The organism is Streptomyces sp. CB02959, from assembly GCF_002803155.1.
Lineage (GTDB): Bacteria > Actinomycetota > Actinomycetes > Streptomycetales > Streptomycetaceae > Streptomyces.
The window spans coordinates 1-22,289 of record NZ_NNBP01000060.1 but is presented as its reverse complement, the minus strand read 5'-3'; the positions used below and the strand labels follow the sequence as shown (position 1 = coordinate 22,289).

Annotated in this window: 19 protein-coding genes and 8 pseudogenes; 12 read left to right on the top strand and 15 right to left on the bottom strand. The window is 68.3% G+C overall.

Annotated elements, in window-relative coordinates; translation table 11 throughout:
- Positions 1-71: 71 nt before the first annotated feature.
- On the bottom strand, positions 72-503 hold the full coding sequence (locus CG747_RS45750; protein WP_100607788.1) for an Rrf2 family transcriptional regulator: 432 nt from the start codon (positions 501-503) through the stop codon (positions 72-74).
- A gap of 95 nt (positions 504-598) precedes the next feature.
- Positions 599-1,446 (bottom strand): annotated as a pseudogene (locus CG747_RS45745) (helix-turn-helix domain-containing protein).
- Positions 1,447-1,583: 137 nt separating this feature from the next.
- On the opposite strand from CG747_RS45745, the pseudogene CG747_RS45740 reads away from it, so the two are divergent.
- From CG747_RS45740 to CG747_RS45730, 3 genes and pseudogenes are all read left to right on the top strand, one after another.
- Positions 1,584-2,326 (top strand): annotated as a pseudogene (locus tag CG747_RS45740) (SDR family oxidoreductase).
- Between the two features lie 89 nt (positions 2,327-2,415).
- Positions 2,416-2,625, top strand: a complete 210-nt coding sequence (locus CG747_RS45735) for a hypothetical protein (RefSeq protein WP_100607786.1) — start codon at positions 2,416-2,418, stop codon at positions 2,623-2,625.
- Between the two features lie 402 nt (positions 2,626-3,027).
- The gene (locus tag CG747_RS45730) at positions 3,028-3,348 is read left to right on the top strand and encodes a YciI family protein (RefSeq protein WP_100607785.1); all 321 of its coding nucleotides are present in this window, start codon (positions 3,028-3,030) and stop codon (positions 3,346-3,348) included.
- 180 nt (positions 3,349-3,528) lie between these two features.
- On the opposite strand, the gene CG747_RS45725 is transcribed toward CG747_RS45730, so the two are convergent.
- The 8 genes and pseudogenes from CG747_RS45725 to CG747_RS45685 form a co-directional block, all read right to left on the bottom strand.
- The gene (locus tag CG747_RS45725; RefSeq protein ID WP_180986027.1) at positions 3,529-4,314 is read right to left on the bottom strand and encodes an SDR family NAD(P)-dependent oxidoreductase; all 786 of its coding nucleotides are present in this window, start codon (positions 4,312-4,314) and stop codon (positions 3,529-3,531) included.
- A 484-nt stretch (positions 4,315-4,798) separates the two neighbouring features.
- A complete protein-coding gene (locus CG747_RS45720; protein ID WP_100607783.1) occupies positions 4,799-6,256 on the bottom strand; it encodes an NAD(P)/FAD-dependent oxidoreductase in 1,458 nt (485 codons plus the stop codon).
- Positions 6,257-6,411: 155 nt separating this feature from the next.
- The gene (locus tag CG747_RS45715; protein WP_257981213.1) at positions 6,412-7,245 is read right to left on the bottom strand and encodes an SDR family NAD(P)-dependent oxidoreductase; all 834 of its coding nucleotides are present in this window, start codon (positions 7,243-7,245) and stop codon (positions 6,412-6,414) included.
- An 811-nt stretch (positions 7,246-8,056) separates the two neighbouring features.
- A pseudogene (locus tag CG747_RS51250) lies at positions 8,057-8,286 on the bottom strand (MFS transporter); the annotation flags it as partial.
- Positions 8,287-8,391: 105 nt separating this feature from the next.
- Positions 8,392-9,597, bottom strand: coding sequence for an NAD(P)/FAD-dependent oxidoreductase (locus CG747_RS45700; RefSeq protein ID WP_180986026.1), 1,206 nt, complete (start codon positions 9,595-9,597; stop codon positions 8,392-8,394).
- Positions 9,594-9,803: a ferredoxin gene (locus CG747_RS45695; protein ID WP_100607781.1), complete on the bottom strand. Its 210-nt coding sequence runs from the start codon at positions 9,801-9,803 to the stop codon at positions 9,594-9,596. Before CG747_RS45695 ends, CG747_RS45700 begins: the two co-directional genes overlap by 4 nt.
- 35 nt (positions 9,804-9,838) lie before the next feature.
- A complete protein-coding gene (locus CG747_RS45690; protein ID WP_100607780.1) occupies positions 9,839-11,077 on the bottom strand; it encodes a cytochrome P450 in 1,239 nt (412 codons plus the stop codon).
- 130 nt (positions 11,078-11,207) lie between these two features.
- A complete protein-coding gene (locus CG747_RS45685) occupies positions 11,208-11,690 on the bottom strand; it encodes a MarR family winged helix-turn-helix transcriptional regulator (protein ID WP_100607779.1) in 483 nt (160 codons plus the stop codon).
- A gap of 153 nt (positions 11,691-11,843) precedes the next feature.
- On the opposite strand from CG747_RS45685, the gene CG747_RS45680 reads away from it, so the two are divergent.
- On the top strand, positions 11,844-12,293 hold the full coding sequence (locus tag CG747_RS45680; RefSeq protein WP_257981211.1) for an ATP-binding protein: 450 nt from the start codon (positions 11,844-11,846) through the stop codon (positions 12,291-12,293).
- Between the two features lie 326 nt (positions 12,294-12,619).
- Here the strand turns inward: CG747_RS45680 and CG747_RS45675 are convergent, their stop codons facing one another.
- Positions 12,620-13,066: a nitroreductase family deazaflavin-dependent oxidoreductase gene (locus CG747_RS45675; RefSeq protein ID WP_100607777.1), complete on the bottom strand. Its 447-nt coding sequence runs from the start codon at positions 13,064-13,066 to the stop codon at positions 12,620-12,622.
- A gap of 118 nt (positions 13,067-13,184) precedes the next feature.
- Between CG747_RS45675 and CG747_RS45670 the strand changes: the two genes are divergently transcribed.
- From CG747_RS45670 to CG747_RS50565, 3 genes and pseudogenes are all read left to right on the top strand, one after another.
- Positions 13,185-13,781: a winged helix-turn-helix domain-containing protein gene (locus CG747_RS45670; RefSeq protein WP_257981210.1), complete on the top strand. Its 597-nt coding sequence runs from the start codon at positions 13,185-13,187 to the stop codon at positions 13,779-13,781.
- Positions 13,757-14,264: pseudogene (locus tag CG747_RS49020) on the top strand (transposase); the annotation flags it as partial. The gene CG747_RS45670 and the pseudogene CG747_RS49020, both read left to right, overlap by 25 nt.
- A 37-nt stretch (positions 14,265-14,301) precedes the next feature.
- Positions 14,302-14,442 (top strand): annotated as a pseudogene (locus CG747_RS50565) (IS5/IS1182 family transposase); the annotation flags it as partial.
- 14 nt (positions 14,443-14,456) lie between these two features.
- On the opposite strand, the gene CG747_RS45655 reads toward CG747_RS50565, so the two are convergent.
- On the bottom strand, positions 14,457-15,422 hold the full coding sequence (locus CG747_RS45655) for a GlxA family transcriptional regulator (protein ID WP_100607776.1): 966 nt from the start codon (positions 15,420-15,422) through the stop codon (positions 14,457-14,459).
- A 176-nt stretch (positions 15,423-15,598) separates the two neighbouring features.
- Here CG747_RS45655 and CG747_RS45650 point away from each other — a divergent pair, with 176 nt between their 5' ends.
- On the top strand, positions 15,599-16,261 hold the full coding sequence (locus CG747_RS45650; protein ID WP_100607775.1) for an HD domain-containing protein: 663 nt from the start codon (positions 15,599-15,601) through the stop codon (positions 16,259-16,261).
- Positions 16,262-16,460: 199 nt separating this feature from the next.
- On the opposite strand, the pseudogene CG747_RS45645 reads toward CG747_RS45650, so the two are convergent.
- The 3 pseudogenes from CG747_RS45645 to CG747_RS48725 all read right to left on the bottom strand — a co-directional run.
- Positions 16,461-17,005 (bottom strand): annotated as a pseudogene (locus CG747_RS45645) (IS5 family transposase); the annotation flags it as partial.
- A gap of 82 nt (positions 17,006-17,087) precedes the next feature.
- Positions 17,088-18,506: pseudogene (locus tag CG747_RS45640) on the bottom strand (NF041680 family putative transposase).
- Positions 18,486-19,084 (bottom strand): annotated as a pseudogene (locus tag CG747_RS48725) (IS5 family transposase); the annotation flags it as partial. The pseudogenes CG747_RS48725 and CG747_RS45640, both read right to left, overlap by 21 nt.
- A gap of 61 nt (positions 19,085-19,145) precedes the next feature.
- Here CG747_RS48725 and CG747_RS45635 point away from each other — a divergent pair.
- The 4 genes from CG747_RS45635 (at position 19,146) to CG747_RS45620 (ending at position 22,056) form a co-directional block, all read left to right on the top strand.
- Positions 19,146-19,337: a hypothetical protein gene (locus CG747_RS45635; RefSeq protein WP_100607774.1), complete on the top strand. Its 192-nt coding sequence runs from the start codon at positions 19,146-19,148 to the stop codon at positions 19,335-19,337.
- A 62-nt stretch (positions 19,338-19,399) separates the two neighbouring features.
- Positions 19,400-19,975: a hypothetical protein gene (locus tag CG747_RS45630; protein ID WP_146022296.1), complete on the top strand. Its 576-nt coding sequence runs from the start codon at positions 19,400-19,402 to the stop codon at positions 19,973-19,975.
- A gap of 238 nt (positions 19,976-20,213) precedes the next feature.
- Positions 20,214-21,467, top strand: coding sequence for an IS701 family transposase (locus tag CG747_RS45625; protein ID WP_100607772.1), 1,254 nt, complete (start codon positions 20,214-20,216; stop codon positions 21,465-21,467).
- Positions 21,468-21,696: 229 nt separating this feature from the next.
- Entirely contained in the window at positions 21,697-22,056 is a 360-nt protein-coding gene (locus CG747_RS45620) for a hypothetical protein (protein ID WP_257981209.1), read from the top strand.
- Positions 22,057-22,289 lie beyond the last annotated feature (233 nt).

The window sequence follows — 22,289 nt, the reverse complement described above, 5'->3', positions numbered from 1 at the left end:
GCAAAAGGGTTGGAACTTTTCGGATGCCAGTCTCTCAACCAGTCATGCCACAACTAAGCAGCGACGCGCCACTAGGTGGCTTTGAGTACGGCTTGGAGTACGTCCTCGAGTGTGGTTCTCGCCAACTCCTTGCGGAGGACGGCTTCGATGCTGTCGTAGACGGCGGTCAGCGCCGGTGCGATGCCGTGGCCCACGACGCACTCGGGGTCGGGTGCGGCGGGGTGCAGGGCGAAGATCGGCCCTGGCTCCACCGCCTCGTAGACATCGAGCAGGGTGATCGCCGCCAGGTCCCGCGACAGCGTCCAGCCGGCGCCGGCACCCCTGCGCGAGTCGGCCAGACCGGCCTTGCGCAGTTGGGCCAGCAGGCGACGGATCACGACGGGATTGGTGTTGACGCTCGTCGCGATCTGCTCGGAGGTGGCGACCTCGTGACCGCGGCGCCGGTAGAGCCCGATCCAGGTCAGAGCGTGTGCGGCGACGGTCAATCTACTGTTGGCGCTCATCTTGTTCATCACCTCCGACCGTGTTGTAACGGTAGCTGTTACGACTGCTTGCGGCAAGCCCTCTGGGGGTTCCGAAGACAACAGAGGAATTTCCGCTACCGCCGACCGGCGGTGACGCGATCGTCGCTCCCGGCGCGGTGGGAGACGAGCAGGGTCAGGCGACGGGCATCGGCGCTCTCGGGCTCTGCGGTGCCGACCAGGAGGCATTGGCCAGGCGCGTCCTGTACCTCGAAGGACTGGTAGTCAAGCGTCAGTTGGCCCGCCTGCGGGTGGCGGAAGGTCTTGGTCCTGCTGCCCAGACGGCCGACGTCCTGGCGGTTCCACAGTGCCGCGAAGTCCTCGCTGGCCGCGAGCAGGCCGTCGATCAGGGCGGACATGCGGGGGTCGTGCCGGTCGTGACCTTGGGCGAGCCGCAGCGCGGCGACGGTGTCACGGGCCACGGTGTGCCAGTCGGCGAACAGCTCCCGCGCCGCAGGGTCGCAGAACAGGGACGGGCCATGCCGCGCCGGTCCGCAAGCGGGGAGAGCAAGGCGTCGGCGAGCGCGTTCGAGGCGAGGATGTCCAGGCGCCGGTTGACCACGTAGGCCACTGCCGTCGGGAAAACGTCCATCAGCCGCAGGAGTTGCGGTGCGACCCGCTCCTCGTCCGGGCTGGGGGTCTGGGGCCTGGGCACGAGTCCGGCCAGGCGGTAGGCGTGCCAGCAGGCATCGGCATCCAAGTGCAGAGCCTGCGCGAGGGCATCGACGACCTGGCCGGAGGGATGCCGCTCGCGGCCCTGCTCCAGACGGGCGTAGTAGTCGGCGCTGACCCCGGCCAGGACGGCGACTTCCTCGCGTCGCAGTCCGCTGACCCGGCGACCTCGCGAACGAGGAAACCCCACATCGGCCGGGCTGAGCCGGGAGCGACGCGCCCGCAGGAATTCCCCCAGTTCATTGCCGCCCATGACCGGATCGTACGCCGCTGGTTCCTAGGAGTGGCGCACCCAGGAAGACCCGTCCTGCCGCCTGCGCACGATCGGACACATCCTGACGACACCGGCCGACGCACCACACGGGCCGGCGACACGTCGAAAGGCAGCACATGACCCGCTCGTCCACCACAGACACTCCGAAGGTGGTCCTGATCACCGGGGCCAGCAGCGGCATCGGCGAAGCCACCGCCAGACGCCTCGCCACCGCGGGCCACCACGTGGTTCTCGGGGCGCGGCGCACCGACCGCCTCGCCGCCCTCGCCAAGGACATCGAACCCCAGGCGGGCAGCGCCTTCCCCCACGAACTGGACGTGACCGACCCGGTCAGCATGCAGTCCTTCGTCTCAGCCGCCCATGACCGGTACGGGGGCGTCGACGTCCTGGTCAACAACGCAGGCGTCATGGCGCTGTCGCGCCTGGACGCGCTGAGGGTCGACGAATGGAACCGCATGATCGACGTGAACCTGCGCGGGGTCCTGCACGGCATCGCCGCCGTCCTGCCGATCATGCGCGCCCAGCACGCCGGGCACATCGTGAACATCTCCTCCGTCTCAGGACTGCGGGTCGACCCGACCGCAGCCGTCTACAGCGCCACCAAACACGCGGTCCGCGCCCTGTCGGATGCCTGCGCCAGGAGAGCCGGGAGCTGCGGGTCACCGTGATCAGCCCGGGCCTGACCCGCAGCGAGCCGACCGGGACCATCGGCGACAGCGCGGTCAAGGACGCGGTGGAGGAGCAGATGAGCATCGCGATCCCCGCCGCCGCGATCGGCGAGGCAGTCCTCTATGCCATCAGCCAGCCCGCCGACGTCGACGTCAGCGAACTCGTCGTCCGACCCACGGCCCAAGGATGAAGAGCATGCACACAACGGCAGCACCGACGGCGACCGCACAACAGGTATCGCATCATCTGTGAAGCGACTGCCGGAACATCCGCGACGCGGTGACCCAAGCCTTCAAGGTCCACCCGTTCAGCGACTACATCAACCCGTCGCAGGGCGCCCATTCGGCCTGGTTCCCCGCCCGGCTCGCGGCCGAGGCGAAGGACGCGGTCGAGCTGAAGCGGCCCAAGTACGGCCAGCACTATGCCTTCGAAGCGAGCGCGCCAGCGAACGCCGAACTCGCCGCCTTCACCGTCTTCGCCTTCCGGTGAGTCCCGCCTGGCGCGACGACCATGCCGTGCTGTCCACCGACCACACGTACGCCGGTTTGGGTGATGCGGGCGCCTGCGAAACTGGCTGTGACGCCGCGTCATTTGGGACCACGATGACGGCTGAAATCTCGCCTGCGGGGTCAGCTCCTGGCCGCCGGCGATCGTGTCCCGCAGATCGCGGCCTACTGCTGCGTGGCGTCGACGTCGTGGTCTGGAACCCATACCGGCGAGGTCGAGGTCGCGAGCCCGAGATCATTCACGGTGGCGTCCTCGCCTGAGAGCGCCAGCAAGGGAAACGCAGCCGTCGATCTGGGCGCGGAGGCCGGCGAGTCGTTGTGATGGACGAGAGGGAAGTTCTGGTGAAGTGCATTCCAGCGGCAGGCCCGGGACGGTGGTGCGATCGTGATCTGGTACCTGGTGATCAGGCGCAGCGAGCGCCCGGTGATGGAGTCACAGCGAACGCTCGAGGAGCATCTGGTCTGGATGCGTGGCCAGCACGAACGGGGTAGCGTGCTGATCTCCGGACCTAGCTCGGACGGCACGATGGGGCTGTATGTGGCACGTGCACGCTCCCGTTCAGACGCAGAAGCCATCGCGCAGAGCGATCCCCTGGTACGCGATGGTCAGGCAACGATCGAGATCATCGAGTGGCATGTCCACCAGATGCTCGGTATTGGCCCTTTCGACGTCGACGCTCTGCAACGCGTCGAAGGCCGTGCGTGATCGCGCGTCAGGAGTCGTCGGCGTGCGGGGCCGTGGTGAGTGTCAGCAGCCGTCTCAGCTGGCCACTGGCAGATAGTGAGTGCGTACTACGAGCGCCTTCGTGGACCCGCTGCACACAGCCACAGGCCACCTTGACGACCTCCGCTCTCCAAGGCCGTATGCCGCGGCATCCCACCTCCCTTAGAAGAAGCCGCCGTCGATGGGCAGGGTGCGGCCTGTCATGTAGGCGGCGTCGTCGGAGGCGAGGAAGGCGTAGCCGGCGGCAATCTCCTCGGGTCGCGCGAGCCGGCCGAGCGCGCCGTGCACTTCGATCCACTGGTCCAGGGGCATGGTGCTCCTCAACTGGGGGTGCGGGTAGAGGGCGCCGACTTCGGCGGCCATGTCGGTGGCGGTACCGCCGGGAGCGATGGCGTTGATGGTGATGTCGCGCTGGCCGAGTTCGGCGGACAGGTTGAGGACCATCGCCTCCACGGCTGCTTTGGATGCGGCGTACAGGGTGTGGTGGAACACGGCGTGGGAGGCGCTGGTGGAGGAGGTGAGCACGATCCTGCCGCCCGCCCCCATGTGAGCGGCGGCGTACTGGGTGGCGAACAGCTGGCCACGGATGTTGACCGCGAAGACGCGGTCGAAGTCGGCTGGGGTGATGTTCTCCAGGGCGTCGAAGTGCTCGATGCCCGCGCAGGATGCCAGGACGTCGAGCCGTCCGAACTCGGCTACGGCCCGCTCGATCAGTGCCTTGGTCTGGTCGGGGTCGGCGACGTCGGCACGCAGCGCGAGGGCGCGGCGGCCGTCCGCGGTGAGTGCGGAGACGAGGGCCTGCGCCGCTTCCTGGTTGCTCCGGTAGCCGATCACGATGGCGGCACCCTCCACGGCCAGCCGCGTGACGACCGCAGCGCCGATGCCCCGGCTGCCGCCGGTCACCACGGCGACCTTGCCGTCGAAGCGTGAGCCGTGCACTGCTGTCATGAGGCGCCTTCCTTCCGTTGCGAGGATGTGCCGGTGGTCATGGGCCGGGTGCGCCGCCGTCGGCTCATCCGGCCCCGCGCTCGCGGTCCGTGCGGTCCTCTGAAGCCGGTCATGGGATCACCCTCGCTTCGTCGGCCGCATGCCGCATCCCCAAGTCTGCGCGGCCTGGGGCCGTGGGGCGCATCTGCCAACCCCGGAAGCCGACGCGGTCGAGATCCAGGCCCCGGCGTCTTCGCGACCAAGCTCCACGACGCACTGCTCGCGAGCCCCGAGGCCCGCGACGAGTTCGGCGGCGGCTCGGTCACCCTCGACGGACGGCTGCGCAGCATCCCACAGCGTGCCACTCGCAGGGGTAAACAGCGGTCACTTCGGGCACCGCCCGACCGCCAGCCAAACGCACACCTGCGTGACGTTTCCACAGGTCAAAGGCGTGACCGATGATCAAGTGCTGGTTGATCCAAGAGGTGGGCCCGTTCCCATCCGCTCAGGTGCGGTCGCGCTGGTAGGCGGCGAGGAGGAAAAGCCAGATCTCGCTGACGGTCGGGAAGCAGGCGATCGCGTGCCGCAGCCGCTTGAGCGGGATCTCGCCGGCGACCGCGACGGTCGCAGAGTGCAGCAGCTCGCTGACTCCAGGGCCGACGAAGGTCACCCCGAGCAGGATTTCCCGGTCGAGGTCGACGACCATCCGTGCGTGGCCACCGTAGTTGTCGGCGTAGAGGTTGGCGCCCTGGGCGGCGTTGAAGTCGAGGTCGACGGTCTTGATGCGATGGCCGGCCTGGGCTGCCTGTTCGGCGGTCAGGCCCACGGCGGCCGCCTCGGGGTCGGTGAAGAAGACTTGGGGCACGGCGTGCTGGTCGGCGGTGGTGGCGTGGTCTCCCCACGGGCCGTCGTCCACGGGCAGGCCCGCGGCGCGGGCGGCGATGGCGTCGCCGGCGGTTCGCGCTTGGTACTTGCCCTGGTGGGTGAGCAGGGCCCGGTGGTTGACGTCGCCGACGGCGTAAAGCCATGCGCCGTCGACCCGGCGGACCAGGCAGGTGGTGTCCACCTCCAGCCATGTGCCGGGGGTGAGGCCGACCGTGTCCAGGCCGATGTCGTGGGTGCTGGGGGTGCGGCCGGTGGCGAACATGACCTCGTCGGCCTCAAGTTCGCTGCCGTCGTCAAGGGTGAGGGCGACGGGCCCGGTAGGGTCCGGGCGGCGCAGGGCGGTGACCTGGGTGCCGATCCGTACGTCGACGCCCGCCTCGGTGAGGCTGCGGGTGACGAGCTCGCCCGCGAAGGGTTCCATGCGGGGAATCAGGGGGCGGCGGGCGAGCAGGGTGACCTGGGAGCCCAGGCCCTGCCAGAGAGTGGCCATCTCGACGCCGACTCCGCCGCCTCCCACGATGGCGAGCCGGGCGGGCACGGTGCTGGAGTCGGTGCCGTGCCGGTTCGTCCAGGGCCGGGCCTCCTGGATTCCGGGGATGTCGGGCAGGGCCGGTCGGCTGCCGGTGGCGATGGCCACAGCGTGCCGGGCGGTGAGGGTGTGGCGTGCGCCGTCGTCCCTGGTGACCGTGGTGCGGTGGGGGCCGTCGATGCGGCCGTGGCCGCGGAAGAGGTCGGCGCCGGTGGACTTGACCGCCTCGGCCTGTCCGGTGTCGTCCCAGTCGGTGACGTAGTGGTTGCGTCGGGCGAAGACCCGGTCGGTGTCGAGCTGGCCGGTGACGGCCTGCCGGGCGCCGTCCACCCGGCGGGCGTCGGCGACCGCGATGACCGGCCGCAGCAGGGCCTTGCTGGGGACGCAGGCCCAGTAGGAGCATTCGCCGCCGACCAGTTCACGCTCCACGACGGCCACGGTGAGGCCGGCGGCGCGGGCGCGGTCGGCGACGTTCTGGCCGACCGGACCCGCGCCCAGCACGACCACGTCGTAGGCGCTGCTCTCCTGGCTCTCGCGTGCTTCGCTCATTACTCCCTCGCGTCTGGTCGCGGCTGACGGGGCCGCATCCCCGGCTCATGTAACCGCGCGGTGCACACACGGTCGTCATTCCTTGGCCGTAGGAGTCGCCAACAACGGCCATCCGTGCCCCTTATGGCCGCACGCACCCGTGACCGGCCTCGGGTTCACGAGCTCGGGAACAGGGGCCCGCCCGCCATGAGGCCGCCGTCGACCAGGAGGATGTGCCCGGTGACGTAGCTCGCCTTGTCCGAACCCAGGAATTGGACGGCCTGGGCGATCTCCTCCGGGGTGCCCGCCCGGTGCATGGGCAGCACCGAATCGACCGCGTCACGCGCCGTGTCGTCGCCGGTGAACCGCTCGTACATAGCGGTCCGGGTGTAGCCGGGCGCGACCGCGTTGACCCGGATACCGTGAGCGGCGCCTTCGAGCGCGGCCGCCTTGGTGATGCCGACGACGGCGTGCTTGCTCCCGACATACAAGGTCGCCCCGGGGTAACCCATCAGGCCGAAGGTGGAGCTGACGTTGACGATGCTGCCGCCGCCCTGTTCCCTCATGACCCGGAACTCGTGCTTCAGGCACAGCAGCGTTCCCTTGACGTTGGTATCGAAGGTGGCCTGATAAGTCTCGTCGGTCACCTCGGTGACAGGGCCGGGGGTTCCCTCCGTGCCGGCGTTGTTGAAGGCGACATCGATCCGCCCGAACCGCGCAACCGCACGGTCGACGAGGTCCTTCACATCGGCATCGAAGCGGACGTCGGCCCGCACGAACTCCGCCGGGGCGCCGAGGTCGGCCAGCTCCCTGGCAAGCTGCTCACCCACATCCTCGTGGCGGCCGGAGACGATGAGGTTCGCGCCGTGGCGGGCATAAGCGAATGCGGTGGCACGGCCGATACCGGTGAGCGCGCCCGTGATGAGGACGACGGCGTCAGACACGTAGCGGGTCCTTCCTTCAACCACCCAGGTGAACGACTGGCAAGCGGTTCGGAACCCGTACGACACAGGTTCCACTCCGGGCAGGGGCGTATCCCCTGGTACCCGGCAAGGAAGGTGTCACAGCGGGACGACAGCCGCATCGGACCCGACCGCACCATCCATCGAACGGCAGCACTCGACGGCCCGTATGGCCCACGGAAGGCGACCAGGACAGGCAATGCGAAGGCGTTCACGCGGGCGGGAGGCGAACCGTGCTTCGGACGGGAGCCGCCATAGGTTCTGTCCGGTCGGATACTTCCGTGCAGTGGCCACTCTGGGTGACGGCTGAGCGCCTCGGGGCGGCATCGGAAGTCGCCCGAAAATCAGCCGTCGCTGCTGAGAGTCCGGGCTGCACGATCCGCGCACTGGCGACCGGACGGACGACGGGGGAGGACGGGTAGCCGCAGGAATCAGAAGTGCTCCTCCCAACTCCGATCCCTGTCCGGTGGTTTGGTTTTCCTTTGCGTGCCGGGTGTTGGCGAAGAAGAGTGTGCGCGTCCGGGCCCGCTGTCCTCCGGCGAACCGGCGGATGCCGCCACGGCGGTGGAGGCTCTGGGCGTGATGCTCGTGGGATCTGTCGTGGGTGTGGGCTCGGTGCGGCTGTGGATCAGGGAAGTGGCCGCGGCGATGAGGGCCATGGCGATGAGGGCCATGGCGATGGCCAGGGTGAAGACGACGGCAAGGCCGTCGTGGAAGGGCCGGGAGATCAGGTGGGGGAAGAAGTCTCGTCCGGTCAGGTTGGCCGCGTTGGCCCCTGGCAGGTGGCCGAGGATGGTCGGGCCGAGGAGCTGCTGGATGGGGTTGTAGCCGAGGAAGGCGGCGAACAGGACTCCTACCGGCCGAGTCGGCCGAGGGTGACGACCAGCACGGCAGTGACCAGCAGGTAGCCCATCAGCATCCCCAGCAGGTAACCGACGTTGCCCGGTCGGAGGGGGGCAAGGCGGATGCCAGTGAAGATTCCCGGCATGAGATCAGCACGATCGAGCCGTTGATGGTCGCGATCAGTACGCCGAGCGTGGTGTTGGTCAGCGCCACCCATTTGTAGCGGGGTGGTCGGCGCTGATCCAAGCACGGCGACCGCGGGGCCGGACGCCGGGGGCGGTGCCTGCCGGGCGGGGGGTTTGGTCGGTGGTCACCGGCAGTCCTCCCTCCTTGCTTCCTATGGGACCTGGGTCAGTTCACGATTGCCGGGCTGAGCGCGGGTGTGGCCGCGAAGGCGGCCCACGATGCGCGTTCGACGACCAGGCGGCGCAGCGTGCGTGCTTGACGCGGGGCGTTCCAGCCGAGTACGCCGACCACGTTCCCGTGGTGGCTGTAGGCGGCGGTGAAGTGGCCGTCCGAGGGGGCGCCGTGGACGATCCGCATCTCCGCGTCCGGCGGGAAGATTCCGTACGCCTGGATCCTGGTGTCGTACTGGTCGGTCCAGAAGTAGGGCACGGGAGCGAACGGGGTGGCGTCGCCGAGCAGGTTGCCGGCTGCGGCCATGGCTTGTTCGGTGGCGTTCATTCGATGCTCCAGTCGCATGCGGGTGCCGAAGTGGGCATTGGGCCAGGAGGCGACGTCGCCGGCGGCGTAGATCCCCGGGGCCGCCTGGCAACAGGCATCGCATTCCACTCCGTCTCCCAGTTCCAGGCCCGAACCTGCCAGCCAGCCGGTCGCGGGCGTGGCGCCGAGGGCCAGGACGACGATGTCGGCCGGCAGCGTGGTGCCGTCGCCGAGGTCCACCCCGGTCACCCGGCCGCCGGCGCCGCGCAGCCGGCGTACCGGCACTCCGCAGCGCAGGTGTGTTCCGTGGTCCCTGTGCAACTCGGCGACGAGCGCACCGATCCGGTCCCCGAACGGGCGCCGCACCGGGACCGGCTCCGGCTCGATCACGGTCACCTCCAGGCCCATGGTCCGGGCGGCCGCGGCGACCTCGGTGCCGAGGAAACCGGCACCGACCACGACCACCCGGGGCCCGGCTCGCAGCGCGGCGCGCAGGGCGATCGCGTCGTCGAGCGTGCGCAGGACGTGGACTCCGGCCAGATCGCTGCCGGCCAGTCGCCGGGGAGCCACACCGGTAGCGATGACCAGAGCGTCGAAGCCGATGCTCTCGCCGCCTGCCAGGCGCACCCGGCGGCCCGGGACGTCGAGTGCGGCGGCGCGTTGTCCGAGCCGCAGGTCGGCCCGCAGCCGCGCGAGATCCGGCAGGGAGCGCAGGGCGGCGCGTTCGGGCTCCCAGGCGCCGGTCAGGATCTGCTTGGACAGCGGCGGCCGGTCGTACGGCGGACGGGACTCCTCACCGATCAAGGCGAGGTGACCGTCCCAGCCTCGGCGGCGGAGCGTCTCGGCCACGGTCAGGCCGGCGGCCGAGGCTCCCACGATGACGATCCGGTTCACTCCCTCTTCTCCTTTTCTTCCAGCCAGATCGCCTGGGCCGGGCAGAGGGCGACGGCCTGCCGGACGTCGTCCGCGAGGCCCTCCGGCGGGTTCTCGGCGAGCAGGACGACGATGCCGTCCTCCTCGCGCTGGTCGAACACCTCCGGCGCGGTCAGCACGCACTGACCGGAGGCCACGCACTTGTTCTGGTCGACGATCACCTTCATCGGATCCTCCATTCCTGCGCGGCACTTGGCCGCGCTCACCAGGTGACGGGCAGCTCGTAGACGCCGTAGACGTTTCCGTCGTGTTTGAACGGGATCTCGTCGAGATCCACGGCGAGCTTCAACGTGGGGATGCGGCGGTAGAGGGTGCCGTAGACGACCTGCAGCTCCACCCGGGCCAGCGGCTGGCCCAGGCACTGGTGGACGCCGAAGCCGAATGCCACGTGGTGGCGGGCATTGCGGTCGACGTCCAGTTGGTCGGGGTCGGGGAAGGCGTCGGGATCGCGGTTGGCGACATCGTTGGCGAGGACGACGCCCTCGCCGGCGCGGATGGTCACGCCGCCGACCTCGATGTCCGCCAGGGCCACCCGGCGGCGACCCCTGTGCACGATGGTGAGGTAGCGCAGGAGTTCCTCGACCGCAGAAGCGACCACCTTCAGGTCGTCGCTCTCGCGCAACCGGCCCAACTGGTCCGGGTGTTGGAGCAGGGCCAGGGTACCCAGCGCGATCATGTTCGCGGTGGTCTCGTGCCCGGCGGTCAGCAGCAGCATCCCCATGCTTGCCGCTTCACTCCGGGAGAGCTCACCGGCCCTGACCCGCTCGGCCAGCGTGGAGAGCGCGTCGTGGGCCGGGTGCCCGAGTTTGACGCCGATCTGCCGGTCCAGGTAGTCGAGCAGCTGCTGTGTGGCCACCCGCGCCTGCTCCACGGTGGTGGTGGTCTTGACCAGGATCTTGCTGTTGGCCTGGAAGAAGTCGTGGTCGGCATACGGGACGCCGAGCAGCTCACAGATCACCAGCGACGGCACCGGCAACGCGAACTCCTGGACCAGGTCCACCGGCTTGGGCCCGGCGAGCATGGTGGCGATCAGCCCGTCGACGATCTTCTGAATGGCAGGCCGCAGCGCCTCCACCCGCCTGATGGAGAAGGCAGCGGTCACCATCCGACGAAGCCGGGCGTGCTCCGGATCGTCCATGTTGATGAAGGTGCGCGACTGCCTCCGGCGCTCCTTCTGGGCCGGGCTCAGATGGGGGTAGTGCGGGTGGTCACTCTCAGAGCTGATCCGCGGATCGGTCAGCAGGGCCCGCACGTCGTCGTAGCGGGTGACCAGCCACGGGCTGCTGCCGTCCCACAGCCGCACCCGGCTGATCGGGGCCTGGTCCTGCAGGGTGTGCAGGGCCGGCGGCGGATCGAAGGGGCAGTGAGCCGCCCGGGTCATGGGGTAGTCCGCTACCTGCGCCGGCGGCACATCGGTGCCGGGTGCCGAGAAGGTGCTCATGTTCTCCGCCCTTTCCGAAGTCGGATATGAGGGCAGGGCCGGGACCGGGCCCGGCGCGCGTGCGGCGCGACGGGGTAACGGAGCAGGTCCCGTCTGCGGGAGGAGACACCGAAGAGCGCAGCCAGGAGGCTCAGGAGGGCGATTCACCGCCGGGAACACGGGGTTGTGGGGCGGCTTGGATCATCCGCCGGACGATGGGCAAGGCCGCGTGTATGGCCTCGCCCACTACCCGCACGTCCTGCTCGGGCAGCGCGGCCAGCATGTCGGCCACCCGGGCACACTGCGTGCGCCGACGCTCGGCCATCAGCTCACGCCCGGCTTCCGTGATGGCAACCAGGCGGACCCGCCCGTCCTCGGGATGGCCCACGCGAGTGGCCAGGCCCTGGTCTTCCAGACGCTGCACCAGGGCTGTCATCGACGGTTGGGCGATGCCTTCCGCCGCTGCCAGCGCGGTCAGCCGGATCGGACCTTCCTTCTCCAGCCGGCTTAGCGCCGAGGCGGTGGTCAGACTCATGCTCTGCCGGCCCGACAGGAGGTGCCTGACCAGTCCGGTGGCCAGCTCGTTCAGCGCCGCCGCCACCTCCTGGTGACCCTCTTCAGGTGCCTCATCCATACCTCAACCTATATCACCCTTCTATACAGCTTGTCTATATTCTTCATCTATATAGACAAGCTATATAGAAGGGTGATATATATGCACCCTAGCCCCTTGAGGGTTCTGGTCACAGCCCAGGCGCCACGTTGGCGCCGGAGGAAGGTGATGATCGTGACCTGCACCTACGCCCCAGAGGCACCCCCGCGGCAGAGCTCTGCTCGCAGTCCGTCCGCATCCGTCGGCACATGGACCCTGGCGCACCGCCCGGAAGCCGCCGGAGAAGCTCGCAAGATCACCAAAGAACTCCTGGCTCAGTGGAGTGTCGCCGAGGACGCGGCCGACTCGGTCCTTCTGACCGTCTCCGAACTCGTCACCAACGCCGTGGAACATGCCCGGCCCCCACTCCACTTCCAACTGAGCGTCGACCCGGGCACCCAGCGAGTGCACATCGAGGTGTCCGACGGAGGCCCTGCCGCCCTGGACGGCGACTGGGCAGTCAGCTGCACCCCCGACGAGCACGGCCGCGGACTGGAGATCGTCAATCAGCTCACCGCCGCGCACGGCGACCGTGCGGAACCTGGACGCGCCGTCCGCTGGGCCGACGTCACCAGCGTGCCCTGACTCGACCGTGCGAAAGAGCCCGGCGCGCGATCGTCCCCGCGTCCCGTACGGAGCGACGAGTGAGCATCGGGTACGCCCGCGCCTCAACCAGCCGGTAGACGTCGGCGAGCCGGCTCAAAGCTCCGCTCACGCGGTCGGCAGCATCTCCATGGACGGCGCCAAGCCGCCTCGAGGGGCGCTCAGGTATCCGAAGAAGCGAGGGGACCGCCTTCCGACCTGCAGCCCCCGCCGAGATGTATCGCCCTGAACTGCCGTCGAGGTGTCGACGCTATCCACGTTGGTCATCGCCGGATGCCCGCCAACGGCCCCGAGACACCCTGAACTCGCTACCCGACGACGGGTTCCAGGACGAACACCGGGAACTCCCGCGAGGTCTTCTTCTGCATCTCGGCGTATCTCAGAAAGACAGCGACCGCGCGCCGCCACCACTCGGCCCTTTCCTGGCCGGTGGCCTCATGGGCCGTCATGTCCCGCTGTACGGGGCCGTCCTGGAGTTCGGCATGCGGATCGGCCTTGACGTTGAAGTACCACAGCGGTTGCCTGGAGGATCCGCCCAGCAAGCCGACCACCGCATAACGCCCCTCGTGCTCGACGCGCACCACCGGCACCTTGCGGATCTTACCAGTCTTGGCGCCCCGGGTGCTCATCACCACCACGGGCCGCCCCGTGTCCCACAGCGTCGTCCCCCTTGTGCCACCGGAGCTCTTGTACACCTCCACTTGCTCGCGCACCCACTGCGTCGTGTTGGGTTCATACTCGCCCTCAAGAGGCATGGCATCCGTCCCCTCGCCGTAGGGAGGTCCTCGCACCGGCTCTACTGACTTCAGCTCGTTGGGGTGAATCCTTGCGAAGTCGCTGATGGGTGTGGGCGGGTGGCTGTATTCGTGGTGTGTGAGATATGCGGATGGGGGCGGGCTGACTCCTGCGGGGCGTCAGCGCCGGGAGACGGTACGGATGCAGGCGGCTGAACTGTTCGAGCAGATGGTCAAGCCATCGGAAGTTGCACGTCGGCTTCGGGTGAGCGTGAAGTCGGCTTATCAGTGGCATCAGTTGTGGCGGGACGGTGGTGTGCAGGCTCTGGCCTCCCGCGGTCCGAGCGGGAGCCGGTGCCGGCTGTCCCCGCGGTGTCTGGAGAAGCTGGCCGTGTGGCTGGAGGAGGGGCCGGCTGCCCACGGTTGGGTGGAAGACCAGGTGTGGACCGCATCGAGGGTGGCCACGTTGATCGGCAGGAAGTTCCACGTCTCCTACAGCCTCTGGGGTGCCACCCGGTTGATGCACCGGCTCGGATTCTCCCCGCAGGTGCCCGCCCGGCGGGTCGCCGAGCGCGACGAGCAGGCCGTGAGCGTGTGGCGGGAGGTGACCTGGGCGGAGGTAAAAGGACCCGGGCGGCCTGCCGGGGCTACGTCTGCTTCGAGGACGAAGCCGGCTTCACCCGACGGCCGCCCCGGGGGCGCACGTGGGGCCGGCGCGGCCGAACACCCGTCGTGACGGTCAGCGGCCGGCGTTCGGGACGGCTGTCGGTGGCCGGGCTGATCGCGATGCGGCCGGGTTCCCGGACCCGGCTGTGTCACCGTCTTCGGTCCCACCCCGCCGGCATGAGCGCACGTCGCAGCATGGGCGAGCGGGACTTCATCGCGCTGATCGACGGATTCCACCAGCTGGTCAAGACCCCGATCGTGCTCGTGTGGGACCGGTTGAACACCCATGTCTCCCGCAGGATGGGCGACCTCGTGGCCGAGCGTGACTGGCTGACGGTGTTCCTGCTGCCAGCCTACCTACCCGACCTGAACCCCCGTCGAGTGGGTATGGGCCCACGTCAAACGCAGCCTGACCAACCTCGCCGTCATGGCCCTGGACCGACTCGAAGCCCTCGTCCGCAACCGACTCAAACGCCTCCAGTACCAGCCCGACACCCTCGACGGCTTCATAGCGGGCACCGGCCTCGCCCTCGACATCCCAACGTCACCCTGACCAGCCGAAGTCAGTAATGCATGCGTAGAGGGAACGGCTGCCGTGGATCGTGTCCGATGAGTTGCGGGAACGGATCGAGCCGCTGCTGCCCGTCGTACCGCGTCGACTGGATCACCCGGGACGCAGGCGTCTGGACGACCGGAAGGTCCTGTCAGGGATCCTGTTCGTGGCTGCGACCGTTTGGCAACAGCGTTAGGAACCGAAGGTGCGGCGATAGCCCGACGGGCTGGTCCTGGTCATCGCGGTGAAGTGGATACGCAATGACTCCGCGGAGCCGAAGCCGCATCGGTGGGCGATGTCGTCGATGCCGAGGCGAGTGGTCTCGAGAAGTTCGCGTGCGCGGGCTACGCGTTGCATAGCCACCCAGTTCATGACGCTCGCTCCGGTCACAGCCCGGAATCTGCGGCGCAGTGTTCGCGTGCTCATGTGGCTGTGCCGGCTGACCGACTCCAGAGTGAGCGGCTCGTCGAGGTGTTCCAGGATCCAGGTGATCACGTCGGTGATCTCGGAGTCGCCGCTGGGCGGGATGTGCTCGATGAACTGGGCCTGTCCTCCTTCACGGTGGGGCGGGCTGACCAGGAAGCGGGCCATCCTGTTCGCGGCGGCCTGACCATGGTCGAGCCGCAGGAGATGCAGGCACAGGTCGGTTCCGGCGAGGACACCCGCGGAGGTGAAGACGCCGGTGTCCTCGACGTAGAGCTCCGCTTCGCGGACCTTGACCGACGAGTGGCGGTCTCGCAGCAGGCTGGCCCAGCGCCAGTGGGTGGTGGCGCTGCGGCCGTCCAGGATCCCGGCCGCCGCCAGGGCGAAGGCGCCCGTACAGATCGACACCATCCGGCTGCCCCGGTTGTATGCGTCATGCAGCCGTTCGACCAGCTCGGCGTCCGGAGACTCAGTGGGGTCCTGCACTCCGGCGACGATCACGGTGTCCGCCGTGTCCAGCCGGTCGAGCGGCTCGACCTCGCGGGGCACCAGCGAGTCTTCCGCGGGAGCCGCACTCACCAAGGTCAGCTCGTAGGGGGCGCCGTCAGGCCAGCAGGCGGTCACCCAGTCCGGCCAGCGGCCGAACACCTGCTGGGGAACGGCTACGTCCAGCAGGACGTAGCCCGGCTGCACCACCACTGCGACCTTGGCCGGATCTTTGGGATTAATGGCCATCTGGCCATCGTACGGTGACCTCGGTCTTCCTAGGCTGAACGCATCACACTGATCACGATAAGTGAGGAGATGCGTAACATGTGCGTAATCGTCGAGACGTGGACATCGAAGCCCGCGTTCTTCGCCGCCGACAAGGAGACGCGGAACGACCTGTTCACAGGGGAGGCTGAGGTCGAGTGAGCGTGCTTGAGAATCTGCCGGAGGAGATCGGAGGGTGGCCGCGTACGGCAGCTACGGAGGCCGCTGTTGCCTTTACTGCCGAGCACTCTCCGGAATGGCTGGTCAACCACACTGTCCGCAGTTACTTCTATGCTCGTAGCATCGCCACCGCCAGGAACCTTGCTGCCGGGGTGGACTACGACGACGAGACGCTCTTTCTCGCCACGGTGCTGCACGACATCGGTCTGACCGACGCGGGGCAGGGGCCGAACCGGTTCGAGGTGGACGGCGCCTTCCGGGCCGCTCGATTCGCCCGGGAGCACGGGCTGTCCGATGTCGTCGCCGACCAGATCTGGGACGCAGTGGCGCTGCACACCTCGGCGGGGATTGCGCCCCACAAGCATCTGGTCGGCGCTCTCACGCATTTCGGTATCGGTGCCGACATGTTTGCTTTCGGTGTCGAGGAGGTGGACCGGGCGGTACTGGACGCGGCGCACGAGGCGTTTCCGTATCTGGATCTGCGGAGCAACATCCATGCGCAGGTGGTCCATCAGATCGACGAGCAGCCGTCGAAGTGGGCGCCGTTGTCGTACGTCGACATCGTGTATCGCAAGCACCGGCCGGACAATCCGTTCCCCGGGCTGGACGAGCTGGTCGCCGCCCCGGTGCGTCCGGCCTGACGACGTCTCGCGGTGGCTGCGGTCGGGTGCCGTGGCCGTCTACCGGCGGGCAGCTGTGACGAAGAAGACGCGGAGCCGGGCATCCCGTGTGCCGGGCTCCGTGCCTGCGTTGACCCGGCATCGCGTCCCGGGCCTTTGAGAGTTGGCTTCCCGGCTTCAAGGAAAGCCAGGGGGGCCGCGATGCGGGGACCGGTGTCGTCGGCCGTCGACGGGGCCGGCCGCGTCGGCCGCGTACCGGCGGGACGACCTGGATGAGCGGCATGAGCTGAGTGACGTCATTGCGGTTCCCGCCGGTCAGCGAGACCGCCATGGGAATGCCGTGCGCATCTGTGATCAGATGGTGTTTCGAGCCCGGCCGGGCACGGTCAACCGGACTCGGGCCCGTTTTGGGCCGCCCTTCATGGCCCGCACATGGGAGCCGTCGATCACCGCCCTCGACCAGTCCAGCGCGCCGGCAGCATGTAACTCGGCCAGCAGCTGTTCATGCAGGCGCTGCCACACACCCGCGTCGTTCCAGTCCCTCAGACGCCGCCAGCACGTCATGCCCGAGCCGAAGCCCAGCTCCTGGGGCATGAACTCCCACGGAATGCCGGTGTACAGCACGAACAGGATCCCTGACAGGACCTTCCGGTCGTCCAGACGCCTGCGTCCCGGATGATCCACGCGACGCGGTACGACGGGCAGCAGCGGCTCGATCCGTTCCCACAACTCATCGGACACGATCCACGGCAGCCGTTCCCCCAACGCTTGCACCGGTCAGCAACCTGACAGACCAACACATTCCAAGGCCATCAAGGCCATTCTGTTAGGAGTACTATCTTGATCTTTAGCCTTTGCGGCGGGGCCGTGGGGTTGTTGATTTCTTCGTTCGTCGTTTCGTTGTGTCTGTTTTGCGGACTGTGTGGACGTCGTGGCGGGGTGTGGGGTGGGTGTTCTTGCGGCCGGGAGGTCTGCCTGGGCCGGGGCGGGAGGGTTTCGGTGCCCCGGCGGGGCAGAGGGTCTTCGGGCGGAGGTGCCTGAAGTCTCGGCGGACTCGGGCAGGGGTGAGACGGTCGGACGGGTTCGGTTTCTCCCACGCCGCCGCAGGTCGGCCGCCAGTGGCCGGGCCAGGCGTAGTTGGGTGTATGCGGCGAGGATGAGCCAGGTCCACCGGTCGGCGGCTTCGGGGGTGCGGATCTTGGGGCGGGTCCAGCCGAGGGTCTGCTTGAACAGCCGAAAGGTGTGCTCGATGTCGAAGCGTCGCAGGAAGACCTGCCAGAGCAGGTCGACCTGAGTGGGGGTGGCGTCGGTGCCCGACCACCACAACCACACCGGTTTCGGGATGGCGCCGCTGGACAAGTGCTCGACCCGCAGGTGGAACACCGTTCCCTCGATGGGTGGGAGGGTTCCCAGTTCGGCGACCCAGGCGGAGCGGTGTGTCAGTCGCGGATGGAGGCGGTCCCATGCCTGGGCGGTGGCGGTGCCATACAGACGGGTCTGTGTGACGGTCTGCGCGTTTGGGATGTCCCAGGTGGCCTGGTCGCTGAAGGCGAACTCGCCGCCGTGACGCGGCGGGCGGCCCATCGTATGGGGCTTTTGTGGTGGGGCGGCACGGCGCAGGACACGGTCCGAACGCATCCGGCCCAGCACCTGCACCGGCAGATCCTTGAGCAGGTATGCCAGGCGGGGCACGTCGTATCCGGCATCCACGACGATGAGGATCTCGGGGTCGCCGACTTTCCACTGCTCCGCCGTCATCAGCCGGCCGACCAACTCGCGCATCTGCCGGGCGGTGACGGTGGCGGCGTCGTCGCCCGGTGCCAGTCGGAGGGCGTCCAGCGGAGCGGTCCACGAACTGCGGCCCGTCTCCAGCGCGCAGATCACCGAGTACGGCCACCCCGGAACGGGAATGTGTTGGTCTTTGCCGCGGCCGTAGGTGTGGCAAAGGATCCGCTGCGGTGAGGTGTGTGCGTTGGACCGCAGCTGGCAGGTGATGTCGGCGGCCAGCACCAGCCGGCCGTCCGCAGCCCGCGGCAGGGGTGCTGCGGCCACTGCCCGCCGCAGCACCTCTGGTGTCCATCCAGCCCGCGGCCAAGGCGTCGTAGAGGCCACCGCGCCCGCGGCGATGTTCCCCCACCAGCGACAGCTCAACCAGAGAACGGACCGGACCGTCCGCACACAGCACGGCATCGACCAACTCGAACAGTGCATCCGCACGCCTGGTCAGACAGGAGTAGAACTCGCAGCGGATGTCACGTTTGCGCAGGTATGCTCGGTTGGCGCGGGAGCCATATACCTTGTCGCCGAGGACCCGGTCGGGCCGGGCCCCGGGGCGTCCGCCGTGAGGCCGGGCCACGCGGATACGCCCGAGGACCGGCTGGAACTGCGGGGAGTCGCCCCACTGGCCCGGGTGACCAGCAGCGCCAGGGGCTTCTGCCCCTGCTCGCAGGCGAGATGGGTCTTGGTGGTCAGTCCACCGCGCGAGCGTCCGAGCCCGTGATGGTCCGGCTCGGTCTCGACGCCGCCCAGGAGCTCCTTCTGCAGCCCCCCTTCTCCGGGCCCCTGCGGCGTGCTGGCGGGCCCGGTCGAGGCTGGAGTCCACCGAGACATCCCAGTCGATCAGTCCCTTCGCGTCCGCGTCGGCCTGCAAGTCCGCAAGGATCCGCTTCCACGTGCCGTCCCGCTCCCAACGGCGGAACACCCGTACACGGTCTGCCAGACGCCGTACCGCGCGGGCACATCCCGCCACGGCACCCCGGCCCGCGTGCGCCACCGCACCCCGTCGATGAGCTGGCGTTTCGTCCACTTCGGCGGTCTCCCCGGCCTCTTCCCGACCGGCAACAGTAGCCAGGTCGGCTGCGGCGGTTCTTGCGGTCCGTCGGTCGTGCAGTCGTACCCTTCTGACATGAATTCCGAACTGTTCTTTGAGTGGGACGGCCGGCCGGATGCGGGCGGGCACGTGATCGGAGAAATGTACGCGGCGGCCGGCGAGCCCCCCTGCATTGCGGACGACGAGCCCGAGTCCGAGCCAACCGGCGGCCAGGGCCGGCCCCGTACCATCGGCGCGGTCGCGGCCCGCCGCGACGGGCGCTGCTGAGTTGGGCATGGGTATACGAGGACCCGGACCACGAGCGGGTTGCGCGAGTGCAGGCAACGTACGTGCCACGCGAGGTCCGCCGTCTCAAAACCGGGTACTACGAGCTGCTCCCGCCGGCCGCCGAGGAGTTCGAGATGGTCACGGGCCTGTACCGCCGGGCCGCGGACGAGGCCCGTGCCTCCGGCTACCGCTCCCTGCGGTGGGCCGGTCGGGACACCGGGCCCGACGGCCAGGCGGCGACCGCGCTGAACGCGCACGGACACGGCGAATACGCCCGTTACTGGAGCACCGAGCCAGCCACATGGCAGCCCCCTGCCGGGCTGCCCGATGTGCAAGTCCACCAGCTGCCCGCGCACCTCACGCTGGTAACGGCAGACGCAGAAGTCTCGGCCTTCGTCGACGGGCACGCGGCCCACATCAATGCCGGGGAGGCGATCCGCCACGAGAACGCCGAGCCGCGCGCGCTCGCCGCGCTCATCGCGGAACTCGTCACACGCCTGTGGCGCGACCACCCCGAGGTCACCGAACTGACCATCTGGGAATTCGACGACGCCACGGTACGCCAAGCACTGCCGCTGGCCGGACTGCGCATCACCGCACGCACCATGGACTACGAGCTTCCGCTCACCCCTTCATGACCTCGGCAACAAACCCGCCAATACACCACGCATGGCACGGAGGCGAGTGCGGAATCAACCGCGTCAAGTGCAACCGGGCTGTTACTGCCAGATTCGACAAACTCGCAGTCCGCTAATACTCCAGTTGCAGTTCGCTATTTCCGCTGGTCAGAGGCGTCTTCTCGAGCATAGTCAGCTGACGTGTCGTCATGTTGCGGTTGTTCGTGACCGGTCGCGCTTGATCGCTGTTGTACTGATCATGCAAGACGATGTGCGGCCCGATGTGTGGGCGGGGGAGCTTGAGGAGGTGCTGCTGCGGGTCGGTCATCGGTTCGGCCGGGCTGATCTGCGGCGGCGGATGCGCGCGTACGTGCATGGCCTGTTAGGTCCGGTGGGCAGGAAGAACAGCTGGCAGCTAGCTGAACACGCAGGTCACAGCACACCTCATGGGCTTCAGAATCTCCTGAATCGGGCGCGGTGGGACGCGGACGGGGTCCGTGATGATGTGCAGGCATACGTCGCCGAGCGGCTCGGCGAGGATGACGGTGTCCTCGTGATCGATGAGACGGGATTCCTCAAGAAGGGCACCACGTCGGCTGGGGTGCAACGGCAGTACTCAGGCACAGCCGGCCGTACCGAGAACTGCCAGGTAGCGGTTTTCGCCGCGTACGCGTCTTCGCGGGGCCGGACGTTGGTGGACCGGGAGTTGTATCTGCCGAAGTCGTGGACGTCTGACCGAGAGCGATGCAGGGCGGCGAAGGTTCCCGACGGGCGTGGTTTCGCCACCAAGACTGAGCTGGCCCGGGCTCTGGTCGCCAGAACCCGGTCCTCGCCGCTGCCCTTTGCCTGGGTGACCGCGGACGCGCTCTACGGCCAGGACGGGCACTTCCGCCGCATGCTCGAAGAAGCCGGACTCGGATACGTCGTCGCGGTCCCGAAATCACAGCAGGTCAAGTCCCTGGCAGGGTGCTGGCGCATCGACCAGCTCATCGGCGATGCCCCCGACGAAGCCTGGGAACGACTGTCCTGCGGTGACGGCGCGAAGGGCCCGCGCGTCTATGACTGGGCAGGGGCACAGCTGCCGGCCGTCCCGTTCTACGGCGAAGACGAGCCCTCCCACCACCGGTGGGTGCTGGCCCGACGCAGCATCGCCCGCCCTGACGAGATCGCCTACTACCTCGCCTACGCGCCCACTGGCACCACCGTCGACAAGCTGGTCCGAGTCGCCGGCAGTCGCTGGGCCATCGAGTCGTGTTTCCAGAGCGCGAAGAACGAGTGCGGCCTGGACCAGTACGAAGTCCGTCGCTATCCCGCCTGGTACCGGCACATCACCCTGGCCATGCTCGCCCACGCCTTCCTCGCAACGATGGCCGCCCACGCCGGGGAGGAAAGGGGGGCCGCAGAAACGGATCATCCCTCATCCCCCTCACGCTGGCAGAAGTCCGCAGGCTGCTGGCAGCTTGCCGCCCCGGGGCAAGTCACAACCACCGGCATCACGCCAGTCATGCCTTGAAATGGTCCCGCTGGCGTCGCCACCACCAGGCCACTGCCAGGCGCTGCCACTACAGACGCCGCGCGACCGGTCACGAACAACCGCCACATGACGACACGTCAGCTGACTATGCTCAAGAAGACGCCTCTGACCAGCGGCAATAGCGAACTACAACTGGAGTACTAAGCTGCTGCTGGACTGGCTGGAGCACCGGCGCAGCCGGTGGCCGGATACCGCGAACCTCCACCTGTTGATCAACAAGCAGACCGCCAACACCACCGGCCGAGCCAGCAACCACTGGATGAGTGCTGCACTGCGGGGACAGGGCGCGGCCTTGAAGAGACTTCGCGTCGACCGTCAGCTCGAAGAAGGCATGGTCAAAGGCCCCACCCCACTCCACCTTGCCAAGGTGTTCGGACTCGACGAGAAAACTGCGATGCGCTACGCGAACTCCGTACGTGCCCTGCTGGAACAGGCCATCGAGACCGCCCCAGCGACTCCACCACCAGGCCGACGTCCCCCTGACACCGGGGCACTGCACCTGCGGGCTCCCGTCGAATCACGCCTGATTGTCAACGGATTGGAGACAATGCGTTGTACGGGAAAATAGGCTCCGAGAGAGGCTGATATGCCTGAGGACCCAAACACATCAACGCCACAGCCTCACCGTGACGCAAGGCAGGTACCGGACCCCCGCAGCCTGCCCCTGGCCCAGTACAGCCATGGGCACCGTTAGGGACTGCTGCAGAGTTGGGTGACACCTGACCTGGCTTGCTGAGAGGCGGCCTGGAAGGATGTCGCAGTGCCCAAGCCGTATCCCAAGAGTTGGGCGGTTTCGATGTG